This window comes from Arthrobacter wenxiniae (assembly GCF_013376105.1).
GTDB lineage: Bacteria > Actinomycetota > Actinomycetes > Actinomycetales > Micrococcaceae > Specibacter > Specibacter wenxiniae.
The window spans coordinates 44,029-65,278 of the sequence record NZ_JAAMFM010000003.1 but is presented as its reverse complement, the minus strand read 5'-3'; the positions used below and the strand labels follow the sequence as shown (position 1 = coordinate 65,278).

At 68.5% G+C, this 21,250-nt stretch carries 18 protein-coding genes; 15 read left to right on the top strand and 3 right to left on the bottom strand.

The window, feature by feature from the left end:
- Positions 1–159: 159 nt before the first annotated feature.
- From G6034_RS03455 to metG, 5 genes are all read left to right on the top strand, one after another.
- On the top strand, positions 160–2,049 hold the full coding sequence (locus G6034_RS03455) for an acetolactate synthase large subunit (RefSeq protein ID WP_176633713.1): 1,890 nt from the start codon (positions 160–162) through the stop codon (positions 2,047–2,049).
- 2 nt (positions 2,050–2,051) lie between these two features.
- Complete coding sequence (ilvN, locus tag G6034_RS03450; RefSeq protein ID WP_176633712.1) at positions 2,052–2,564, top strand: acetolactate synthase small subunit; 513 nt, start codon at positions 2,052–2,054, stop codon at positions 2,562–2,564.
- Between the two features lie 107 nt (positions 2,565–2,671).
- Positions 2,672–3,697 (top strand): ketol-acid reductoisomerase, encoded by a 1,026-nt coding sequence (ilvC, locus tag G6034_RS03445; RefSeq protein ID WP_176633711.1) that lies wholly within the window; start codon positions 2,672–2,674, stop codon positions 3,695–3,697.
- A 177-nt stretch (positions 3,698–3,874) separates the two neighbouring features.
- Entirely contained in the window at positions 3,875–5,470 is a 1,596-nt protein-coding gene (gene serA, locus G6034_RS03440) for a phosphoglycerate dehydrogenase (RefSeq protein WP_176633710.1), read from the top strand.
- Between the two features lie 194 nt (positions 5,471–5,664).
- Complete coding sequence (metG, locus tag G6034_RS03435) at positions 5,665–7,239, top strand: methionine--tRNA ligase (RefSeq protein ID WP_176633709.1); 1,575 nt, start codon at positions 5,665–5,667, stop codon at positions 7,237–7,239.
- Positions 7,240–7,333: 94 nt separating this feature from the next.
- Here the strand turns inward: metG and G6034_RS03430 are convergent, their stop codons facing one another.
- Both G6034_RS03430 and G6034_RS03425 read right to left on the bottom strand, forming a co-directional pair.
- On the bottom strand, positions 7,334–8,689 hold the full coding sequence (locus G6034_RS03430; RefSeq protein WP_176633708.1) for a type IV toxin-antitoxin system AbiEi family antitoxin domain-containing protein: 1,356 nt from the start codon (positions 8,687–8,689) through the stop codon (positions 7,334–7,336).
- A gap of 60 nt (positions 8,690–8,749) precedes the next feature.
- Complete coding sequence (locus G6034_RS03425) at positions 8,750–10,270, bottom strand: SDR family oxidoreductase (RefSeq protein ID WP_343037921.1); 1,521 nt, start codon at positions 10,268–10,270, stop codon at positions 8,750–8,752.
- A gap of 57 nt (positions 10,271–10,327) precedes the next feature.
- Between G6034_RS03425 and G6034_RS03420 the strand changes: the two genes are divergently transcribed.
- From G6034_RS03420 to G6034_RS03375, 10 genes are all read left to right on the top strand, one after another.
- Entirely contained in the window at positions 10,328–10,834 is a 507-nt protein-coding gene (locus G6034_RS03420; protein ID WP_176633707.1) for a MarR family winged helix-turn-helix transcriptional regulator, read from the top strand.
- A 12-nt stretch (positions 10,835–10,846) separates the two neighbouring features.
- Positions 10,847–11,992 (top strand): polyprenyl synthetase family protein, encoded by a 1,146-nt coding sequence (locus G6034_RS03415; RefSeq protein ID WP_176633706.1) that lies wholly within the window; start codon positions 10,847–10,849, stop codon positions 11,990–11,992.
- 2 nt (positions 11,993–11,994) lie between these two features.
- Positions 11,995–12,906 carry a phytoene/squalene synthase family protein gene (locus G6034_RS03410; protein ID WP_176633705.1) on the top strand — a complete coding sequence of 304 codons (912 nt, stop codon included), beginning with the start codon at positions 11,995–11,997 and terminating at the stop codon, positions 12,904–12,906.
- Between the two features lie 71 nt (positions 12,907–12,977).
- Positions 12,978–14,594, top strand: a complete 1,617-nt coding sequence (crtI, locus tag G6034_RS03405; RefSeq protein WP_176633852.1) for a phytoene desaturase family protein — start codon at positions 12,978–12,980, stop codon at positions 14,592–14,594.
- On the top strand, positions 14,591–14,929 hold the full coding sequence (locus G6034_RS03400; RefSeq protein WP_176633704.1) for a lycopene cyclase domain-containing protein: 339 nt from the start codon (positions 14,591–14,593) through the stop codon (positions 14,927–14,929). Before crtI ends, G6034_RS03400 begins: the two co-directional genes overlap by 4 nt.
- On the top strand, positions 14,926–15,279 hold the full coding sequence (locus tag G6034_RS03395) for a lycopene cyclase domain-containing protein (protein WP_176633703.1): 354 nt from the start codon (positions 14,926–14,928) through the stop codon (positions 15,277–15,279). The genes G6034_RS03400 and G6034_RS03395 overlap by 4 nt, the downstream gene beginning before the upstream one ends.
- Positions 15,276–16,124: a prenyltransferase gene (locus G6034_RS03390; RefSeq protein WP_176633702.1), complete on the top strand. Its 849-nt coding sequence runs from the start codon at positions 15,276–15,278 to the stop codon at positions 16,122–16,124. Before G6034_RS03395 ends, G6034_RS03390 begins: the two co-directional genes overlap by 4 nt.
- A 110-nt stretch (positions 16,125–16,234) precedes the next feature.
- The gene (locus G6034_RS03385; protein ID WP_176633701.1) at positions 16,235–17,656 is read left to right on the top strand and encodes a cryptochrome/photolyase family protein; all 1,422 of its coding nucleotides are present in this window, start codon (positions 16,235–16,237) and stop codon (positions 17,654–17,656) included.
- 58 nt (positions 17,657–17,714) lie between these two features.
- Entirely contained in the window at positions 17,715–18,767 is a 1,053-nt protein-coding gene (locus G6034_RS03380) for a 3-isopropylmalate dehydrogenase (RefSeq protein ID WP_176633700.1), read from the top strand.
- Positions 18,768–18,943: 176 nt separating this feature from the next.
- Positions 18,944–20,053, top strand: coding sequence for a branched-chain amino acid aminotransferase (locus tag G6034_RS03375; RefSeq protein WP_176633699.1), 1,110 nt, complete (start codon positions 18,944–18,946; stop codon positions 20,051–20,053).
- A 102-nt stretch (positions 20,054–20,155) separates the two neighbouring features.
- On the opposite strand, the gene G6034_RS03370 is transcribed toward G6034_RS03375, so the two are convergent.
- On the bottom strand, positions 20,156–21,178 hold the full coding sequence (locus G6034_RS03370) for a mechanosensitive ion channel family protein (protein WP_176633698.1): 1,023 nt from the start codon (positions 21,176–21,178) through the stop codon (positions 20,156–20,158).
- Positions 21,179–21,250: the final 72 nt, after the last annotated feature.

The following is a 21,250-nucleotide window of genomic DNA, read 5'->3' as shown; positions in this document are numbered from 1 at the left end:
AACGTCGCAACACGTGCAAACCCCTCGATGAGAGCCTGACGGCTGAGGGGTTTTTTTGTTTCCACCACAGCATGGCAACTCGTAACACTGCGTGAGACCACCCAACTTTACGCACACCCTGGAAGTACCAAGAGCACGAGTTCCGCAAAGGAAGAACCGATGAGTAAAGGAAAGCCCGCCAGCCCAGCGCTGATGGCCGCCAAGTCCCACGGGCATGGGGCGGCCGCAGGCAGCAGCGCCGCCGCAGCCAGCCCCTCAGGCCCGGCCACCGCCGTCGTAGGTCCCAACAATGTTGTGGCGCCCGTGCAGATGACCGGCTCCGAGGCACTTGTCCGTTCACTTGAAGAGCTTGGCGTCAAGGACGTCTTCGGGCTTCCCGGCGGGGCGATCCTGCCCACCTACGACCCCCTCATGGCCTCCTCGCTCAACCACGTCCTGGTGCGCCACGAACAGGGCGCCGGCCACGCGGCCCAGGGCTACGCCATGGTCACCGGTGAGGTCGGGGTGTGCATCGTGACCTCCGGCCCGGGCGCAACGAACCTGGTCACGCCCATCATGGACGCCCACATGGACTCGGTGCCGATGGTGGCCATCACGGGCCAGGTGTCAAGCGCCGTCATCGGAACGGACGCCTTCCAGGAGGCGGACATCGTGGGGATCACCATGCCGGTGACCAAGCACTCCTACCTGGTCACCAACGCCCAGGACATTCCGCGCGTCCTGGCCGAGGCCTTCCACCTCGCCTCCACCGGGCGCCCCGGCCCCGTCCTGGTGGACGTGTCCAAGGACGCCCAGCAGGGCCAGATGACCTTCTCCTGGCCGCCGGTCATCGACCTGCCCGGCTACCGGCCCGTGTTCCGCGGCCACTCCAAGCAGCTGCGCGAGGCCGCCAGGCTGATCCGCGAGGCGAAGAAGCCCGTGCTGTACGTGGGCGGCGGCGTCATCAAGTCGCACGCGTCCAAGGAACTCATGGAGCTGGCCGAGCTGACGGGCGCGCCGGTCGTCACAACGCTCATGGCCCGCGGCGCCTTCCCGGATTCGCACCGCCTGCACGTCGGCATGCCGGGCATGCACGGCACGGTCTCCGCCGTGACGGCGCTGCAGCAGTCGGACCTGCTCATCACCCTGGGCGCCCGCTTTGACGACCGCGTCACCGGCGTGCTCAGCAGCTTCGCCCCGCACGCGAAGGTGATCCACGCGGACATCGACCCCGCGGAAATCTCCAAGAACCGTACCGCCGACGTCCCGATCGTGGGCTCCGTGAAGGAGATCATCCCGGACCTCTCCGCCGCCGTGAAGGCCGAGTTCGAGGCCAACGGGGCGCCGGACCTCAGTGACTGGTGGGCGTTCCTGGGCAACCTGCGCGACACCTACCCGCTGGGCTGGACCGAGCCGGAAGACGGCCTCATGTCCCCGCAGCGCGTCATCTCGCGCATCGGCGCGCTGACCGGCCCGGAGGGCGTCTACGTTGCCGGCGTCGGGCAGCACCAAATGTGGGCCGCCCAGTTCATCAAGTACGAGCGCCCGCACTCCTGGCTGAACTCCGGCGGCGCCGGCACCATGGGCTATTCGGTGCCCGCGGCGATGGGCGCCAAGGTGGGCAACCCCGACCGCGTGGTCTGGGCCATTGACGGTGACGGCTGCTTCCAGATGACCAACCAGGAACTGGCCACCTGCCGGATCAACGACATCCCGATCAAGGTTGCCATCATCAACAACTCCTCACTCGGCATGGTGCGCCAGTGGCAGACGCTCTTCTACAACAGCCGCTACTCCAACACCGACCTGAACACGGGCCATGACTCCATGCGCGTCCCGGACTTTGTGAAGCTCGCGGACGCCTACGGGTGCGTGGGGCTGCGCTGCGAGCGCGTGGAGGACCTCGACGCGACCATTGAAAAGGCGCTGTCCATCAACGACCGCCCGGTCGTCATCGACTTTGTGGTCAGCCCCGACTCCATGGTGTGGCCGATGGTCCCCTCCGGCGTCAGCAACGACCAGATCCAGGTTGCCCGCAACATGACCCCGGTGTGGGAAGAAGAGGACTAGAGATGACACGCCATACCCTTTCCGTCCTGGTTGAGGACAAGCCCGGCGTCCTGACCCGCGTGGCCAGCATGTTCGCCCGCCGCGCGTTCAACATCAATTCCCTGGCCGTCGGCCCCACCGAGGTCGCCGGGGTGTCCCGGATGACCGTGGTGGTCGATGCCGATGGCGACTTGATTGAACAAGTCACCAAACAGCTGAATAAACTGGTCAACGTCATCAAGATTGTTGAACTTGTTTCAGAGAACTCCGTGCAACGGGACCACATCCTGGTCAAGGTACGTGCGGATGCCGCCACGAGGCTGCAGGTCACCCAAGCCGCAGACCTCTTCCGCGCCTCGGTCGTCGACGTATCCACCGACTCGCTCACCATCGAGGCCACCGGCCATCCGGACAAGCTCACGGCACTGCTCAACGTGCTCGAGCCCTTCGGCATCCGCGAGATCGTGCAGTCCGGCACCTTGGCCATCGGGCGGGGATCCCGTTCCATGAGCGACCGGGCGCTCCGCGCCTCCTAGCGCAGCGTTGCCCAGCGCAGTTGCGGCCGCCCGCGGCCATGCAACGCAGTGAATTTCAACGTAGTGAAAACTCAGCAGCACACATCACATATTCAAGGAGTTACACAGTGACCGACATGTTCTACGACGACGACGCAGACCTCTCCATCATCCAGGGTCGCAAGGTTGCCGTCATCGGCTACGGCAGCCAGGGCCACGCACACGCACTGAGCCTGCGCGATTCCGGCGTTGACGTCCGCGTCGGCCTCAAGGAAGGCTCCAAGTCCCGCGCCAAGGCCGAGGCCGAGGGCCTGCGCGTCCTCAACGTCGCCGACGCCGTCAAGGAGGCGGACCTGATCATGGTCCTCACCCCGGACCAGGTCCAGCGCTTCGTGTACGCAGAGGACATCGCCCCCCATCTCAACGCCGGGGACGCGCTCTTCTTCGGCCACGGCTTCAACATCCGCTACGGCTACATCCAGCCGCCGGCCGACGTCGACGTCGCCCTCGTCGCACCCAAGGGCCCGGGCCACATCGTGCGCCGCGAGTTCGAGGCCGGGCGCGGCGTGCCGGACCTGATCGCCGTCGAACAGAACCCCTCCGGCAAGGCGCGCGAACTGGCGCTGTCCTACGCCAAGGGCATCGGCGGAACCCGCGCCGGCGTCATCGAGACCACCTTCACCGAGGAGACCGAGACCGACCTGTTCGGCGAGCAGGCAGTGCTCTGCGGCGGCGCCTCGCAGCTCGTCCAGTACGGCTTCGAGACGCTGACCGAGGCCGGCTACAAGCCCGAGGTCGCCTACTTCGAGGTGCTGCACGAGCTCAAGCTGATCGTCGACCTCATGGTCGAGGGCGGCATCGCCAAGCAGCGCTGGAGCGTCTCCGACACCGCGGAGTACGGCGACTACGTCTCCGGCCCGCGCGTCATCACCCCCGACGTGAAGGAAAACATGAAGGCCGTCCTCGCGGACATCCAGAACGGGGCCTTCGCCAAGCGCTTCATCGACGACCAGGATGCCGGCGCGCCGGAGTTCAAGGCCCTGCGCAAGAAGGGTGAGGACCACCCGATCGAGGCCACCGGCCGCGAGCTGCGCAAGCTGTTCTCCTGGATCAAGTCCGACGACGACTACACCGAAGGTTCCGTCGCCCGGTAGCGCTCGTCCCCCGGCCGTGTGACGGGCGTCGCTTGCGTCGCCGCCCCGGCCAATTGTTACGGCAAGGAAGCCGGGCTCCCATAAACTGGAGTCCGGCTTTTTTGTCTTAATGCACAACTGCCGCACCCTTCACCAAAATCCCCACCAGAACATCCCCGAGAGCTAAAGAGGTCATAGGTGAGCGCCACCAAGCCAGTCGTACTCCTCGCAGAGGAACTTTCACCCGCCACGGTCGAGGCGCTGGGCCCTGACTTTGAGATCCGCCAGACGGACGGGTCCGACCGCGCCCAGCTGCTCTCCGCCATTGTGGACGCCGACGCGATCCTGGTCCGTTCCGCCACCCAGGTCGACGCCGAGGCCATCGCGGCCGCGAAGAACCTGAAGGTCATTGCGCGTGCCGGCGTGGGGCTGGACAACGTGGACATCAAGGCCGCCACGCAGGCCGGTGTCATGGTGGTCAACGCGCCGACGTCGAACATCGTCTCCGCCGCCGAACTGACCATCGGCCACATCCTCTCCCTGGCCCGCCACATCCCGGCCGCGAGCACCGCGCTGAAGAACGGCGAGTGGAAGCGCTCCAAGTACACGGGCACCGAACTGCTGGAAAAGAAGCTCGGCATCATCGGCCTGGGCCGCATTGGCGCGCTCATCACCGAGCGCGCCAAGGCCTTCGGCATGGAGGTCATCGCCTACGACCCCTATGTCACCTCCGCCCGCGCCGCCAGCCTGGGCGTGCAGCTGGTGACGCTCGACGAGCTGCTGGAACAGTCCGACTTCGTCACCATCCACATGCCCCGCACCCCGGAAACGCTCGGCATGATCGGCACCGAAGCGTTCAAAAAAATGAAGAAGACCTCCTATGTCATCAACGTCGCCCGCGGCGGCCTGGTGGACGAGGCAGCACTCAACACGGCCCTGCGCGACGGCGAAATCGCCGGCGCCGGGATTGACGTCTTCGTCAAGGAGCCCGCCACCGACGTCGACTTCCTGGGGCTGGACAACGTCATTGTCACCCCACACCTGGGCGCCTCCACCGATGAGGCGCAGGAAAAGGCCGGCGTGTCCGTGGCCAGGTCGGTCCGCCTGGCCCTGGCCGGCGAGCTGGTGCCCGACGCCGTCAACGTCGCCGGGGGCGTCATCGCCGCCGACGTCCGCCCGGGCATCCCGCTGATCGAGAAGCTGGGCCGCATCTTCACCGCCCTGACCCACGCCTCGGTGACGCAGATCGACGTCGAGGTCGCGGGGGAGATAGCCGCCCTGGACGTGAAGGCCCTGGAGCTCTCCGCGCTGAAGGGCGTGTTCAAGGACGTCGTCTCCGAGCAGGTCTCCTACGTCAACGCCCCCATCCTGGCCGAGCAGCGCGGCATCAACACCCGTCTGATCACCACGCTCGAGTCCGCCGACTACCGCAACGTGCTCACCATCCGCGGCGCGCTCTCCGACGATTCCCAGATCTCCGTCTCCGGCACCCTGACCGGCCCGAAGCAGATCCAGAAGATCGTTGGCGTCAACGGCTACGAGCTGGAAATCCCGATGAGCGACCACCTCCTGGTCATCTCCTACGCGGACCGTCCCGGTGTGGTCGGAACTTTGGGCCGGCTCCTGGGAGAGAACGGCGTGAACATCGCCGGCATGCAGGTGGCCCGCCACAGCGAGGGCGGCCAGGCGCTGGCCCTCATCACGGTGGACAGCTCCGTCCCGCAGGGCGTGCTCGAGTCCATCAAGACCGAGATCGGCGCCACCGTGACCCGCGAGGTCGACCTGGAGGACTGACGCCCCTGCCGCTGGTTGAGCCTGCCGCTGGTTGAGCCTGCCGCTGGTTGAGCTTGTCGAAACCCCGGTCCGCGAACGACGCCGGCACCTGGGTGGGATGTACATCCCACCCAGGTGCCGGCGTCGAACGTTAACGCTTTGGGCCGGTGGGACGCGAAGCGGTGATTTTGGACGGTTCACGGTAAATTCGTAGGGTGACCTCAACTGAGCCGGCCAAGACGCCCTACTATCTGACCACCGCCATCACATACCCCAACGGTGTTCCGCACATCGGGCATGCCTACGAGTACATCGCCACCGACGCCATGGCCCGCTTCAAGCGCCTGGACGGGTTCGACGTGATGTTCCTGACCGGCACGGATGAGCATGGCATGAAGATCGCGCAGGCGGCCGAGAAGGAAGGCATCACCCCCAAGGAGCTCGTTGACCGCAACGCCGCCGTGTACAAGGCAGCCCATGCGGCGCTCGGCATCACCTACGATCGCTTCATCCGCACCACGGACGCGGACCACTATGCGGCGTCGCAGGCCATCTGGAAGAAGATGGAGGATGCCGGGGACATCTACCTGGGCAAGTACGAGGGCTGGTACTCGGTCCGCGACGAGGCCTATTACGGCGAGGACGAGACCGAACTGCGCGAGGACGGCAAGCGCTACTCCAAGGTCACGGACACCGAGCTGACCTGGACGGAGGAGGAAAGCTACTTCTTCCGCCTCTCCAACTACCAGGACCGGCTGCTGGCCCTGTACGCGGACCAGCCCGACTTCGGCGCCCCGCGCACCCGCTTCAACGAGGTCGTCAGCTTCGTCAAGGGCGGCCTGGAGGATCTCTCCGTCAGCCGCACCACCTTCGACTGGGGCGTTCCGGTCCCGGGCAACGACAAGCACGTCATGTACGTGTGGGTCGACGCGCTAACCAACTACCTGACCGGCGTGGGCTACCCGGACGTGTCCTCGGAGGCGTTCCAGAAGTTCTGGCCGGCCGACCTGCACGTGATCGGCAAGGACATTTCCCGCTTCCACGCCGTGTACTGGCCGGCGTTCCTCATGTCCGCCGGGCTGGAGCTGCCCAAGCGCGTCATGATCCACGGCTTCCTGCACAACAACGGCGTGAAGATGTCCAAGTCCCTGGGCAACGTGGTGGCACCGGCCGACTGGGTGGCGCAGTACGGCCTGGACCAGGTGCGCTTCTTCCTGCTCCGCGAGGTCCCGTTCGGCGCGGACGGCTCCTACAACCACGACGCCGTGGTGGGTCGCATGAACCACGACCTCGCCAACAACCTCGGCAACCTGGCCCAGCGCTCGCTGTCCATGGTGGCCAAGAACTGCTCCGGCACGGTGCCGGTTCCGGGTGCGTTCACGGCCGCGGACTCGGAGATCCTGGCCGCGGCCGGCGCGCTGCTGGAGCACTCCCGGGCGGCGTACGCGGTCCAGGACTTCCACGGCTCGCTGGAGAGGATCTGGCTGGTCCTGGGTGACACCAACGCCTACTTTGCCGACCAGGCCCCGTGGGTTTTGCGCAAGACGGATGTGGCCCGCATGGAAACGGTGCTGTACGTGACCCTCGAGGTGCTGCGCATGGTCTCCATCCTGGTCCAGCCGGTCATGCCGGACGCCGCCGCGAAGCTGCTGACGGTCCTGGGCCAGGGTGCTTCCCGGGACGACGCCATCCGCCAGTTCGCTGCCTTTGGGGTGCCCCTGGTGCCCGGAACAGTCCTGCCCGCCCCGGCGCCGATCTTCCCCAAGTACGAGGAACCCGCCGAGGCGTAGCGTCCACCACCCGGAATTGCCGCCGTTCGCGCATTTTGCCGCAAGTAGACCTGCGGCAAAATGCGGGAACGGCGGCAATATTTGCCGGGGCACGTCATTTCTGGGGCAGCCCGGCTTGGCGCAACAAGTGGATGAACTGCTGACGGTTCATCATTTCCTTCCATTCCCAACGGACAAACCCGACGCCCTGGGCGCGGATCTGGTCCTCACGGGCCTTTTCCTTCATCACTCGTTGCTGGATGGACATGCCTGCACCCCAGTCGGCGCGGAGATACTTGCCCTTGCCGTCGAATTCGCCGACGACCCGTTGTTCCTCAAACCAAAAGTCGACTCTTGCCTTTCTGCCGTCACGCAGGACAAACGGTTGTTGGAGCACTGGTGCGGGAAATCCGAATTGGAACATTTTGGCGCGACTGATGGATTCACCTGCAGACCCGGACAGGTCCGAGGCAAAGTTGATGACCGCCAAGGTTCGTTCGCGGGCTGCCCTGCTGCCGAGACGGCCGGCGGCCGCGCGCAGACCGTCCACCGAAACGGCCTGTCCCTGTGGGCCGTCTGTTTCCCATGACGGCTCATGGAGGTCGGGCCCGGAGCCAGCGGCCGTGAATTCGTTGACAGCCTGGCCGGCCTCGGGGGATCGCAGGGCGGAGTCACAGACAGCGACCGCAAAAGGGAACGACAACTCCTTGACCAGTGCCACGGTGGTGGTCGGCTTGTCGGTAAGCAGGAACGGACCGCACTGCACGACGCCGTTGGTCAGCGATCCAAGGTGACGCATGACCCCATTGTTGTTGCGTCCGCTGGTGGCGGTCTCCGTCACCACGTGCAGCTTTGACGGCAGTCCGACAATCCACAGTCCCCACAGGCGTGCTGCGGTTGCATGACACAGGACGGGTTGGCGCGGTGCCAGCGCCTGGAACGCCGAAGCACGGAGCCCATATTGCTGCGCCGGACTGGAACTGTTCCAGTCGTCGGATTTCGTGTAGACGCCCCGACGGATGCGCACCAGCTCTCCCTTGTTCTTGAGCTGGGCGAGCTTCCTGGAGTCCTGTCCAACCAGTCTCAAATCTGCCGGAAGGATAAGGTGCGGTTTGTTCATGCCTCCCAGCGTGTCATCAGGGTCTGTGCCAAAACAGGGGCAATCCGGGTTCTGTGGATAACCCTCGGCAGGCCTGCACCAGCTGAAATTTGGTCCAGCTGCAGTAATTGCCGCCGCTCCCGCATTTTGCCGCAGGTCTACTGGCGGCAAAATGCGGGAGCGGCGGCAATTGTCGCGGTGACAGGCGGCCGCGGGCACCCCCAGCAGCACCTGGCCCCACGGAACCACGGCCAACACCGTCGTGAAGCGGCCCGGCGCGGACTGCGCACCGAGCGAGCCGCACACCAGTCCCAGGACCGAGCCGATGACGGCGGCGGCCCCGGCGCACAGCGTCGCCAGGACGTGCCCCACGGGCGTCTTCTTGGCGGCGCAGGCGACATCCACGCCAGGTGCCGTTGCCCGTGCCTTGGGTCAGGGGCGGGCGGCGGCCGCCGTGATGCGGTTGGCCATGTCCTTGAAGATGATGCCGTGGAAGGGCAGCACGGCCAGCCAGTACAGGCGCCCGGACAGGCCCCGCGGGAGGAAGATGGCGCGCTGGCGAAAGATGCTGCCGCCTTCTGCGGAGCCGACGTCGGCCGGTGCCACAGGAGAGACTTCAAATTCCAGCCAGGCGCGGCCCGGTACGATCATTTCCGCCCGCAGCCGCAACAGCCGCCCCGGTTCCAGGGTCTCCACCCGCCACCAGTCAACGGCGTCGTTGAGCTGGAGGTGCTGGTTGCTCCGCCGGCCCCGCGAGAGCCCCACCCCGCCGGCGGCCTTGTCCATCCAGCCGCGTATGGCCCAGGCGACGGGCAGTGAGTAGTAGCCGTTCTCGCCGCCGATGCCTTCCACGACGGCCCAAACCCGGCTGGCGGAGGCGTTGGGGGCCTTGCTGCGTTCATCGATGAAGACCGTCAACCCGGCCCACTCCGGATCGCTGGGCAGCGGCTCGGCGGGGGCGCTGAGCGCGTGGGCGGTGGCCCAGGTGGTTTCCACGGTGTCGGCTTCGATCTTGTGCAGTGCAAGTTGCACGGCGCGCCCGTAGGGGGTCGGGCCACCGTCGGGTTCCGGAATGTGGCAGGCAATGTCCTGCTCCTGCGCCACGCAGTCGTGCTGCAGGGATTCCACGAGCGGCACCGCCAGGCTCCGGGGGACCGGCGTCACCAGGTTCACCCACTGCGCGGCCAGCCACGGCGTGAGGACCGGCAGGGGGACGACGAGCGGGCGGCGCAGCCCTGCGGCGTCGGCATAGCGGCGCATCATCTCCGCATAGCTGAGCACCTCCGGGCCCCCAATGTCGAAGGTCCTGTTGGTCTGCGCGGGGAGCCGTGCCGCGCCGAGGAGGTAGTGCAGCGCGTCGCGGATGGCAATTGGCTGGACCTTGTTCAGGACCCACCGCGGCGCCGGCATGACGGGCAGGACGTCGGTGAGGTGCCTGACCATTTCAAAACTGGCGGATCCCGAGCCGATCACCAGCCCCGCCTGCAGCACGGCCGTGGGCGTGCCGGATGCCATCAGGATTTCCCCCACCTCGGTGCGGGAGGCCAGGTGCCGGCTCAGTTCGCCCTGGGGGTGCAGGCCCGAGAGGTAGATGAGGCGCTTGACGCCGGCGTCGCGGGACGCCCGGCCCAGATTCAGCGCGCACCGGCGTTCGACCCTCTCAAAGGCGCCCGCAGCCTGCCGTTTGCCGGACATGGAATGCACCAGGTAGTACACCATGTCGGCGCCCTCACACAGCGCACGGGCTGTGGCGGCATCCTCCATCGACCCCTCGACAATCTCCACCTGGGCCCGCCACGGCACGTCGCGCAGCTTGTCCCGGTGGCGCGTCAGCACGCGCACCTCTGCGCCGGCGTCGAGCAGCAGCGGGACCAGCCGGCCGCCGATGTACCCGGTGGCGCCTGCTACGGCGATGATGGCCACGGCATCCAACTTTCCACTCGACAAACGCACCTTCCTCCATCATTATGTAATTAGATTTTCTTATTATGAAGGAATGAGGGACACGTTATGGACGATGCCAGCAGGTGGCGTCCCCCGGCGCCGATGCACCGGGCCTCCGTGCTCATTCGCGAGATCCTGGTGCTGAACGAGGTCATGGAGTTCATGATGCGGCGCCAGATGGACCTCAACGAGACCGACTTCCAGGCGATGCAGCACCTGCTCAAGCAGCGGAGCATGTCGCCGGGGGAACTGGCCCAGGCGCTGCACCTGACGGCCGCCGCCACGACCACCGTCATCGACCGGCTGGTGGCCAAGGGGCACGCCGAGCGCACGCCGCACCCGACCGACAGGCGCCGCTGGCAGATCAGTCCCAGCGAGGACTCGATCCGCCGGACCATGGAAAAGATCATGCCCATGATCCTGGAGGTCGACTCCAAGGTGCGCAGCTACGACGACGACGGCCAACGGGTCATCGTCGACTTCCTGGACAGCGTGGTCTCCTCCATGAACCACCGGGTTGCCGTGCTGGAACAGCAGACCGGAGAACCGCCAGCCCCACCCAGCGACAACTAAGGGAGCACAGCCATGCCAGTCACTGATCAGAGCCAGACCGCCCGCCGCGGTGCCACGCTGTACGCGCCCAGGGACGGGAGCCCGGATGCCGCGCCCCCCGAGGACACCCGCGCGCCCGTGGCCTGGGACGATTTCCAAGGACAGGTCAAGGCCCTCCTGGCCCAGCATTTTGCCGCGCAGCGCCGCCGGGCCGCCGCGTTTTCCCCCTCCTTCAGCGCCCTCTGGGAACACATGGCCGGCACCGTCACCGGCGGGAAGTTGATGAGGCCGAAGCTGGTCTACGTCAGCTACGAGGCCTTCGGCGGGCGGGACCGGACGGCCTGCGCCGAACTGGCCGCGGCCTTCGAGATGCTGCACGCCGCGCTGCTGGTGCACGACGACGTCATCGACCGTGACTTCGTGCGGCGCGGTTCCGGCAACCTGGGCGCCGTCTACCGCGACGCGGCCCTGGCGCAGGGCCACACCCCCGCCGACGCCGACCATGCCGGCTACTCGGCGGCGATCATCGCCGGGGACCTGCTGCTGACCGGCGCGGTGCGCCTGGCCACGCTGGCCGGCGCGGGCCGGGCCCACGCCGGCGCCATCGTGGCGACCATCCACGAGGCCTTCTTCGCCGCCGCGGCCGGCGAGCTCGACGACCTGCTGTTCTCCCTGCGCAGCGCCCCGCCCGGGCTGCCGCAGGTGCTGAACATGGAACGCCTGAAGACCGCCGTCTACTCCTTTGAAATGCCCCTGCGGGCCGGGGCCCTGCTGGCGGGGGAACCGCCCGGCACGGCAGACGCGCTCGCCGACGTCGGGCGCGACATCGGGGTGGCCTACCAGCTCATCGACGACGTGCTGGGCACCTTTGGCCAGCCGGCCGTGACCGGCAAGTCGGTCGAGTCGGACCTGAGGGAAGGCAAGCGGACCATCCTCACCACGTTCGCGGAGGGCTCGGAAGCCTTTGCGGCGGCGCTGGAGGCCTTCCGCGGCGGCGTCCAGGACGTCGCGGAGGTCCGGGCCGTGCTGCGGGACCTGGGCGCGGAGAGCTACGCCGTGAACCTCGCGGAGACGCTCGTGGCCCAGGCACTGGGGCGGGCCGAGGACCTGCAGCTGCCGGCATCCCTGCGGGTGGAACTGCGGCAGATCTGCGACTACGTCTTGACCAGAAGGAGCTGACCATGGGAACCGACCCCCTCACCCGCTACTCCGAAACCGCCTCGCGCAGCGCCGGGGTGGTGATCGGGAGCTATTCGACGTCGTTCGGGCTGGCGTGCTGGCTGCTGGGCGCCCAGCCGCGCCGGGACATCGAGAACATCTACGCGCTGGTCCGGGTTGCTGACGAACTGGTCGACGGCGCCGCCCGCGCCGCCGGCCTCGACCCGGCCGGCGTCTGTGCGCAGCTTGACCGGCTGGAGCGCGAAACGGAGCAGGCGCTGGCCACCGGCTACAGCACCAACATGGTGGTGCACGCCTTTGCCGCCACGGCCCGGCGAACCGCCATCGACACCTCGCTGACCAGGCCGTTCTTTGCGTCCATGCGCACCGACCTGGACGTGGACTCCCATTCCCCCGACACCCTGGCCGAGTACATCTACGGCTCCGCCGAAGTGGTGGGACTGATGTGCCTGCAGGTCTTCCGGGCCATGGACGGCGCCAGCGCCGGCCACGACGAGGAGCTGGTGCGCTCGGCCCGCAGTTTGGGCGCCGCCTTCCAGAAGGTCAACTTCCTGCGGGACGTCGGGGCGGACAGCGCCGACCTGGGGCGCAGCTATCTTCCCGGCGTGGGGCCGGAGGGACTCACCGAGCGGGACAAGCGGGAGCTTCTGGCGGAGATCCGCCGCGACCTGGCCGTGGCCAAGGCCGGAATGGGCTACCTGGCACCGCCGGCCAGGCGGGCCGTGCGCCTGGCCCACGACCTCTTCCTGGCCCTCGCGGCGAAGCTGGAGCACGTTCCGGCCGCGGAACTGCCCCGGCGGCGCGTCAGGGTCCCCGCCGTCCAGAAGGCCTGCATCGCGCTGGCCGTGTGCGCTGGCAACCGCCGCACCCTCGTGCAGGGCGGCTTCCGGGCCGGCGCGGCGGTGTCCCGATGAACCGGCGCCTGCAACTGCTCCGGCGGGCGCTGCCCTACGCCGGCTTGACCTCCCGCAGGGCGGCAAGGGGCATGCCGTGGCAGCAGCCCGATTCCACGGAGTGCGTCGTCATCGGAGGGGGCATCTCCGGGCTGGCCGCCGCCGGCCTGCTGGCCCGGGACGGCCACGCCGTGACGGTGCTGGAAAAGCAGGCCGTCCTGGGCGGGAGGGCCGGCCGCTGGGAACAGGGCGGCTTCACCTTTGACACCGGCCCGTCCTGGTACCTGATGCCGGAGGTGATCGACCACTGGTTCGCGATGATGGGCACCAGCGCCGCCGCCGAGCTCGAGCTGACCCGCCTGGACCCCGCCTACCGGCTCTGGGACGCGGGGACGGAGGCCCCCGTCGACGTCCACACCGGACGCGCGGCGGCCCGGGACCTGTTCGACTCCCTCGAGCGGGGGTCGGGGGAGCGGCTGGACGGCTACCTCGACTCCGCCAAACTGGCCTACACGCTGGCCAAAAGGCACTTCCTGTACGACCCGTTCGGCACGCTGCGCGGCCTGGCCGCGCCGGCCGTCCTGCGCCAGGCGCCGCGGCTGGCGCAACTGCTGACCCGGTCCCTGCACTCCTTCGTGGCCTCCCGGTTCCCGAACCCGCTGCAGCAAAAGATCCTGGGCTACCCGGCCGTGTTCCTGGGGACCAGCCCCTACAAGGCGCCGGCGCTCTACCACCTGATGAGCCATCTGGACCTCCAGGACGGCGTGCTGTACCCGCAGGGCGGTTTTGCCGCCGTCGTCGACGCCTTGGAGCGGGTGGTCCGCCGGGCGGGGGTCACCATCGTCACGGGGGCCACCGCCACGCGCATCGTGACCGGCCCGGCCGGCAAGCGCGCCCGGTGCGAGGCCGTCGCCTGGGTGGACGCGGCCGGGGTCGAACAGCGCACGCCGGCACGCATCGTGGTGGGGGCGGCGGACCTGCACCACGTGGAGACGGCCCTGCTGCCGGAGGCGCTCCGCACGCAGCCGGCGAGGAAGTGGCGGCGGGCGGACCCCGGCATCAGCGCGGTCCTGCTCTGCCTGGGCGTCCGGGGCGGACTGCCGCGGCTGGCCCACCACAACCTGCTGTTCACCGACGACTGGCAGGACAATTTTGCCCGCATCGCGGACGGCCGGGACCTGGCGGACACCACCTCCATCTACGTCTGCCGCCCCAGTGCCACGGACGCCACGGTGGCCCCGGCCGGCGGCGAGAACCTGTTCCTGCTGATCCCCGCCCCGGCCCTCCCGTCATGGGGCAAGGGCGGGCCCGACGGCGGCGGCTCGCCGGTGGTGGAGAGGGTCGCCGACGCCGCCATCGCCCAGCTCGCCGCCTGGACGGGGACGCCGGACCTCGCCGAGCGCATCACGGTGCGGCGCAGCTACGGCCCGGCGGATTTTCAGGACGACGTCAACGCGTGGCGCGGCAGCGCGCTGGGCCTGGCGCACACGTTGCGGCAGAGCGCCTTCCTGCGCCCGGGCAACGGCAATGCCAAGGTGGAGGGGCTGTTTTATGCCGGCAGTTCCGTGCGTCCGGGCATCGGCGTGCCGCTGTGCATGATCAGCGCCGAGATCGTCCTCAAGGCCGTCAGGGGCGACCGCTCGGCGGGGCCGCTGCCGGAGCCCGGTGTGGCCGCGTCCGCGGGCGCCGTGGCGGCGGGCGCCGCATGAGCTATCTGCTGATCCTGCTGCTCCTGCTCGTGTGCATGGCCCTGCTTGATGCCCGCTGGAAACTGTTCCTCTTTGCCCGGCCCGGGCCGGCGGCGGCCGTGCTGCTCCTTGGCACGGTGTTCTTCCTGGCCTGGGACATCTCCGCCCTGGCGGCCGGCATCTTCCTGCACCGGCAGTCCCCGCTCATGACAGGCGTCATGCTGGGTCCTGGGCTGCCCCTGGAGGAGGCCTTCTTCCTGCTGTTCCTGTGCTACCAGACCATGATCCTGTTTACCGGCGCGGTGCGCCTGCTGCGGCTCCGGGAACGGCTGGCCGGCGGGCGGGGACCCCAGTGAACTACGCCCAGCTCAACGCACTGTTCCTGGTCCCGGCGCTCGCCGTGCTGCTCGCGGCCCTGGCCCGACGGCGCGGCAAGCCCAGGCTCGGCCTCCCGGCGCGCGGCACGCCCGGGCGCGGCACCTCGCGGCCGGTGGCCGGCGTCGCCGCCACCCTGGTGGTGCTGGTGGTCCTGACGGGCGTTTTCGACAACCTCATGATCGGCTCGGGGCTGTTCGGCTACGCCGGGCACGCGCTCGCCGGCGCCCGTGTGGGTCTGGCGCCCGTCGAGGATTTCGCGTACCCGGCCGCGGCGGCCCTGCTCCTGCCCGGCCTCTGGCTGCTGTTCACCCGGGAAAGGCCCAAATGAAGAACCTGCTGGTGACCTCCCGGCCTGTGTCCTGGGTCAACACGGCCTACCCGTTCGCGGCGGCCTACTTTCTGGCGACGGGTCGGATCGACTGGCTCTGGGCCGTGGGAACCTTTTTCTTCCTGGGGCCTTACAACCTGGCCATGTACGGCATCAACGATGTCTTTGACTACGAGTCCGACCTGCTCAATGCGCGCAAGGGCGGGGTGGAGGGCGCGGTGCTGGACCGCCGGCACCACCGCACCATCCTGTGGGCCGCCGCCGTCTCCACCGTCCCCTTCGTCGTGGTGCTCGCCACGCAGGGCGGGGCCGTGGCGAACCTTGTCCTGGCGGTCTCGCTCCTGGCCGTGGTTGCCTACAGCGCGCCGGGTCCGCGGTTCAAGGAGCGCCCGTTCCTGGACTCGCTGACCTCCAGCACGCACTTTGTCTCACCCGCCGTCTACGGCCTGGCGCTCGCCCAGGCCCCGTTCACGGCCGGCATCTGGGCGTTCCTGGGGGCGTTCTTCCTCTGGGGGATGGCCAGCCACGCTTTTGGCGCGGTGCAGGACATCGTGCCGGACCGCGACGGCGGGCTGGCCTCCATCGGCACGGTGCTGGGGGCCCGGTTCACGGCCTGGTTTGCGTTCACCGCCTACGCCGGCGCCGGGGTGCTGATGCTCGGGACGGCGGCGCCGTTTGCGGCCGTGCTGGCCGGGCCCTACCTGCTCAACATCGCCCCCTGCCTTGGGGTCACCGACGCGACGTCGGCCGGGACCAACGCCGCCTGGAAACGCTTCCTGTGGCTGAACTACCTGACCGGCTTCCTCGTCACCCTGACACTGATCTGGCTCGCCACCCGCCCCTGACGCCACCCGCCCCTGACGCCACCCGCCCCTGACGCCACCCGCCCCTGACGCCACCCGCCCGTGCCGTCCGCCGTCCCTGACGCCACCCGTCCCCACCGAAAGGCCCACCCATGAAAGCTTCCCTCGTCTGGTTTCGGGACGACCTGCGCGTGGCGGACAACCCCGCGCTGCTGGCCGCCGTCGGCGATGGCGCCGCGGCGGCCCTGTATGTGCTGGATGAGGAATCCGACGGCATCCGGCCCCTGGGCGGGGCGGCCAAATGGTGGCTGCACTTCGCGCTGGAGGACCTGCGGGCCGAACTGGCAGCCTTGGGCATTCCGCTGATACTGCGCCGCGGCGCCGGCGCCGACGTGGTCACCGCGGTGGCCGGGGAATTGGGCGCGGGCGCGGTGTATTGGAACCGGCGCTACGGCGGCCCGGAACGCGCCGTGGACGCGGCGGTCAAGCAGGGGGCCGCCGGTGCCGGACTCCACGCCGAAAGTTTCCAGGCCTCGCTCCTGCACGAACCGTGGACGGTCCGCACCGGTGCCGGAAAGCCATACCAGGTGTTCACGCCGTTTTGGCGTGCCCTGGCGGACCGGAACTTTCGGGCGCCGCTTGGCGTGCCCGACGCCGGACACGGCTTCGGCGGACCCTTGGCGGGCAGCGACGGGCTGGGGGACTGGTCGCTGCTGCCCACCGCCCCGGACTGGGCAGCCGGCCTGCGGCAGGCGTGGATCCCCACGGCGGCCGCCGGCCACGGGGTCCTGGCGGGATTCCTTGACGGCCCGGTCGCCGACTACTCCGAGGCGCGCGACCGGCCGGACAGGCCAGGCACCAGCCGCCTGTCCCCCTACCTGCGGTGGGGCCAGCTCAGCCCGTTCCAGGTCTGGGCCGCGCTCGCGGCACGGCGCGGCCAGCTGCCGGGATCCCCGGGGCCGGCAGTGTTCGGCACGGAGCTGGGATGGCGCGAGTTTTGTTGGCACCAGCTCTTCCACCACCCGGACCTGGCCACCGCCAACCTGCGCCCGCAGTTCGACCGCTTCCCGTGGCGCCAGCCCGGCGCCGCGGATGGGGCGGATCCGGCCGGGGCCGGGGCGGGTGCGGCCGGCGCGGAGCCCGGCTCCGCCGCAGGGCACCTGGCTGCGTGGCGGCACGGGCGCACCGGGATCCCGCTGGTGGATGCGGGCCAGCGCGAATTGTGGCACACCGGATTCATGCACAACCGGATCCGCATGGTGGCGGCCAGCTTCCTGGTGAAGAACCTGGGGATCCACTGGCGGGTGGGGGAGCAGTGGTTCTGGGACACCCTGGTGGACGCCGACGCCGCATCCAATCCTGCCAATTGGCAGTGGGTGGCGGGTTCGGGCGCGGATGCATCGCCGTTCTTCCGAATCTTCAATCCCCAGACCCAGGCAAAAAAATTTGACCCGGACGGTAGATACGTCCGCCGTTGGGTTGCGGAGCTGCTGACGCCGGACTACCCCGACCCGCTGGTGGACCTGCAGGAGTCCCGCCGGGCCGCCCTGGACGCATATGCCTCCATCAAATAATGTCTCGAAATGTGGGACCCTTTGCCCATCATGTGGATGGTTTCGCTAGGGTGGACGCATGAGCGCATCGATTGACATTGCAGTTATCGCCGGCGACGGCATCGGCCCCGAGGTCACGGCGGAGGCCGTGAAGGTCCTGAAGAAGGTCACCGCCACCGAAGGCGTTGGCCTGAAAATCACGGACTACAAGCTCGGCGCCGAGCACTGGCTGGCCACGGGCGAGACCCTCACGGACGCCACCATCGACGCACTGCGCGGCCACGACGCGATCCTCTTCGGCGCGGTCGGCGCGGCCCCCGGCGACACCGCCATCCCCTCCGGGCTGATCGAGCGCGAGCTGCTGCTCAAGCTGCGCTTTTCCCTGGACCACTACGTCAACCTGCGCCCGTCCCGCCTGTACGACGGCGTTGACTCGCCGTTGGCTGAGCCCGGCGCCATCGACTTCGTCGTGGTCCGCGAAGGGACCGAGGGGCCGTACGTCGGCAACGGCGGGGTGCTGCGCAAGGGCACGCCGCACGAGGTTGCCACGGAGGTTTCCGTCAACACCGCCTACGGCGTGGAGCGGGTGGTCCGCGACGGCTTCCGCCGCGCCAGCGAACGCCCCCGCAAGAAACTGACCTATGTGCACAAGCACAACGTGCTGGTCCACGCCGGGCACCTGTGGAAGCGGACCGTGGAGGCCGTCGCCGCCGAATTCCCGGACGTCAGCGTGGACTACCTGCACGTGGACGCTGCCACGATCTTCCTGGTCACCGACCCGGGGCGCTTTGACGTGATCGTCACCGACAACCTCTTCGGCGACATCATCACAGACCTGGCCGCGGCCGTCACCGGCGGCATTGGCCTGGCCGCCTCCGGGAACATCAACATGGACCGGACCGCGCCGTCCATGTTTGAGCCCGTCCACGGCTCCGCCCCGGACATTGCCGGGCAGCAAAAGGCGGACCCGACGGCGGCCATCCTCTCCGCGGCGCTGCTGCTGCACCATCTGGGCCACCCGGGGGCCGCGGCCCGCATCGAGGCGGCCGTCGCGGCGGACATTGCCACCCGCAGCCCGTCGTCCCCCCGCCCCACCGGCGCCATCGGCGACGCCATCGCCTTGGCCGTGTAACGGCGTCGTACCGGCGCGCTTTCCGCGGGGTGGGCAGGAGTACGCTTAACCAATAGAGTGAATGCACCGTAACTGAAACATTCGGCGCAGGAACACGATTCAACGTTCGGATTTTTCGGCAAAGACTCCGCCCAGGCTGGCACCACCCACGACGGGCACAACCATGTGGAGGAAGCATGACCCAGACAGCGCAGCTGGCATTCACCCAGCACCGCAGCGCCAACCCGAAGAGTGCCGCCGAGCGCAGCGCCATTCTGGCGAACCCCGGCTTTGGCGACTACTTCACCGACCACACCGCCGTGGTGGACTACAAGGTGGGCGCCGACGGCCAGGGCGGCTGGAGCAACGCACGCATTGAGCCGTACGGGCCCATCGCCATGGACCCCGCGGCCGCCGTGCTGCACTACGGCCAGGAGATTTTCGAGGGCCTGAAGGCATACCGGCACGCCGACGGCTCGGTGTGGACGTTCCGCCCCGAGGCCAACGCGGCCCGCTTCAACACCTCCGCACGCCGCCTGGCCCTGCCCGAGCTGCCCGAGGAAACGTTCATCGAATCCCTGCGCCAGCTGGTCTCCACGGACGTGGACTGGGTTCCTTCCGGCGACGGGGAGGCCCTGTACCTGCGTCCGTTCATGATCGCCACGGAGGCCTTCCTGGGTGTCCGCCCGGCCCGCGAAGTTTCCTACCGGGTCATCGCCTCCCCGGCCGGGAACTACTTCGGCGGCGAGCTCAAGCCCGTCTCGATCTGGCTGTCCACCTCGTATGCCCGGGCCGGCGAGGGCGGCACCGGCGAGGCCAAGTGCGGCGGCAACTACGCCGCGTCCCTGGCCGCGCAGATGGAGGCCGAGGCCCAGGGCTGCAAGCAGGTGCTGTTCCTGGACCCGTTCAACGACAACGCCATCGAGGAACTCGGCGGCATGAACATCTTCTTCGTGTTCAAGGATGGCCGCCTGGTCACCCCCGCGCTCAACGGCCACATCCTGCACGGCGTCACCCGCTCCTCGGTCATGCAGCTGGCGGCGGACCGCGGCATGAAGGTCGAGGAACGCAAGATCACCATCGACGAGTGGCGCTCAGGCGTGGCGTCCGGCGAAATCACCGAGGCCTTCGCGTGCGGCACGGCGGCCGTGATCACCCCCATCGGCGAGCTGAAGACGGCCGACGGCACCATCGCGTCGCCCGGGTCCGGCACCGGCGAGGTCACCATGGCCATCCGCGAGCAGCTCCTGGGCATCCAGACCGGCGGGCTCGAGGACCTGCACGGCTGGCTGACCCGCCTGGCGTAGTCCGCGTCCTCGTTACCTGGTTCCCGATTCCTGGCTCCTGATTCCTGGAGGCACAACGCCGGGACGTCGCCCTGCGCCGTCGGGGCGCCCGGCCGCCGGCGGCTAAGTTGAGGCGCTGATCATTTCCCAACGCTGCCGCGGGAGCGAGGACTGGTGCCTTTGCTGCACATGCGCCATCATCGACTCCCGCACCAGGCAGCGCAGGTCCCAGAGGGCACCGCTGTCGGCGGCGCTGACCACAATCCGGACACGGACCAGGCCGTCCACGGCGTCGGTCACCTCCAGCTTCCCGGTGCGCCCGTCCCAGAGCGCGGTGGCGGCCAGGACGTCGTCGAGGTGGGCGCGAAGCTCTGCCACGGGAGCGTGCCAGTCCAGGTCCAGTTCGACGGCGCCCATGATCTTGGGGCTGTTCCGTGTCCAGTTCTCAAAGGGCGTGGTGGTGAAGTAGGTCGAGGGAAGAATCAACATCCGCTCGTCCCACACGCGGACCACCACGTAGGTCATGGTGATTTCCTCGATCCTTCCCCAGAGGCCCTCGACCACCACGACGTCGTCAATCCTGATCGCGTCGGTGAAGGCCAGCTGCACCCCGGCGAAGACGTTGGAGAGGGAACTTTGGATGGCCAGGCCGGCCACGATCGAGATGAGCCCGGCAGAGGCGAGCAGGCCGGTGCCCAGCGCCCGCACTTCCGGGATGGTCAGCAGCAGCCCGGCAACGGCCAGGGTGATCAGCAGGGCCGCCAGGAAGCGCCGCCCCAGCGTGACCTGGGTGGTGAGCCGGCGGAGCCGGCGGTTGTCGCCGACGCGGGCGGAGAAGCGACGCAGCACCAGCCGCTCGGTGATGGACAGCGCGGCCAGTGCCAGCCAGCACAGGGCCGCGATGAGTCCGGCGACGAGCACAAAATCGACAGCTTGGAACCACGGCTGGCCGGAAACCGTGGCGGAAATTGCAATGCGAACGCCCAGAAAGGACAACACCCCGAACACCGGAAGCTTGGCCTGCGCGGACCGCCGCCGAAAGTCCGGAACGTTCCGAAAGACGCGGTTGGCGCCGTGGCGCAGCACCGTGGTGAGCAGCAGCGCGGCCGCGATGGCGGCAAGAACGGCAAGAATGGGTGGAATCATTACGTTAAGGTCTGCCATCATTCGATCGTGTCAGAGGACCCGGGGGGTTTGTCCAACTGGGACCGGCCGGGC